Source organism: Streptomyces mesophilus, assembly GCF_011044995.1.
Taxonomy (GTDB): domain Bacteria; phylum Actinomycetota; class Actinomycetes; order Streptomycetales; family Streptomycetaceae; genus Streptomyces; species Streptomyces mesophilus.
In genome coordinates, this window is the sequence record NZ_JAAKZW010000447.1 from 1 (window position 1) to 1,680 (window position 1,680).

At 74.3% G+C, this 1,680-nt stretch carries 1 protein-coding gene; it reads right to left on the reverse strand.

Translation table 11 applies throughout. The annotated features are described in order from the left end of the window. Nucleotides 1-176 precede the first annotated feature (176 nt). Entirely contained in the window at nt 177-1,553 is a 1,377-nt protein-coding gene (hemG, locus tag G6045_RS40470; protein ID WP_206344822.1) for a protoporphyrinogen oxidase, read from the reverse strand. Nucleotides 1,554-1,680: the final 127 nt, after the last annotated feature.

Below are 1,680 nucleotides of genomic sequence, written 5' to 3' on the forward strand. Positions count from 1 at the left end.
CCTTTGGCGCGGGCCGTACGTGTGATCACGTGCCGGCGCCTGTCGTCGGTCCGTACGGGAAAGGGCGGCGTAGCCGTGGGTGTGCCGTGCCCACCCTCCCCCAAGCTCTCAGCTGCGTTCGAGCAGGGGGGACCCCCATCGCCCTGCGGCACGACTGCCCACGGCCGGGGTGGGGCTCAGCCCTCGAACACCTGGCGGGCGGCCTTGCGCCCCGTCGCCACGCACGCGGCCACCCCGACGCCCTCGTACGCGGCACCGGACAGTTCGATGCCCGGCAGCTTGGCGACCGCCTCGCGGATCCGCTCGACCCGGTCGGCATGGCCCACGCCGTACTGCGGCAGGCTCCGGTCCCAGCGCGTGACGCGGGCCGAGGTGGGCTCGCCCATGCGGCCGGCCGCGAGATGCAGTTCGGAGACGGCGGTACGGATCAAGTGCCGGTCGGGTACGTCGAGTTCCTTGTCCTCGCCCGCGCGCCCGATGGAGACCCGCAGGACGAAGGAGCCCGGCGCGGACTCCCGCAGCCAGCTCCACTTGTTGGTCAGGAACGAGGCGGCCTTGATGACATGCCCGTCGACCGGCGGCACCAGGAAACCGTTGCCCTCGGGCAGCGCGGTCATACGGGCCCGGTCGAAGGCCATGGTGATCACGGCGGAGTTGGCGTGCCGGATCGCGGAGAGGTCCTCGTGCGCCGCGGGGGAGTGGCCGCGAAGCAGCTCGGCGGCCGCGTAGGCGGGCAGTGCGAGGATCACCGCGTCGGCCTCCATGACCAGCGGGCCGTCCGCGGTCTGGGCGCACACCCGCCAGCGTCCGGACGGGGTGGGCCCCAGCTCGCGGGCGCGGGTCCCGGTGAGGATACGGGCGCCGGAGGCCTGGGCGACGGCGATCGGGAGCCGGCCCGTTCCACCGCGTACGCCCTGGACCGCCGCCACCTTCGGGGCGCCGGCCGCGCGCACACGGCGCAGGGCGCCGATGATCGAGCCGCCGTGCTCGGCGACCGCGGCCAGGCGGGGCATGGCCGCGCGCAGGGAGAGGCGGTCGGCGCGGCCCGCGTAGACGCCGCCGAGCATGGGCTCGACGAGACGGTCCACGGCCTCCTGGCCGATGCGCTCGGAGAGGTAGCCGGCGACGGAGATGTCGGTGTCGCGGGGCAGCGGGCCCGCCGGGAGCTCCTCTTCACGGCAGAGCCGCTCGAGGCCCTCGTCGGAGAGCAGGCCGGTGCCGGCGAGGGCGCGCGGTTCGGTGGGGATGCCGAGGACGTGGCCCGCGGGCATGGGCCGCAGCCGGCCGTGGGTCCAGACGGTGGTGGGGGCGGTGGCCGGGTCGCACAGCTCGGCGCCGAGGCCGACCTCCTGGGCGAGCTCCACGGCCTCGGGGCGCAGCGCCATGATGGATTCGGCGCCGGTGTCGACGGGGATGCCGCCGATGGTGCTCGTGTGCAGTTTGCCGCCGATGCGCTGGTCGCTTTCCAGGACGGTGACGTCGGCCTTTCCGCGCAGCTGCCAGGCTGCCGCAAGGCCGCTGATGCCGCCGCCGATGACGATCACTGAGCGCATGGGTTGCTCCCGCGTTGGGGGGTGGGTCCGCGTTTCGACGCTACGGTCCGTGGGGGTGGCGGCGGCTCATGCTTATGGCTGCTGTCCGGCGTCAGGTGGCCATTTCTGGTGTGGGGCCGGGTGCGGG

What these genes read in the sequence shown, in the direction of transcription:
- hemG (WP_206344822.1), bottom strand. Translation starts at nt 1,553, where the DNA reads ATGCGCTCAGTGATCGTCATCGGCGGCGGCATCAGCGGCCTTGCGGCA.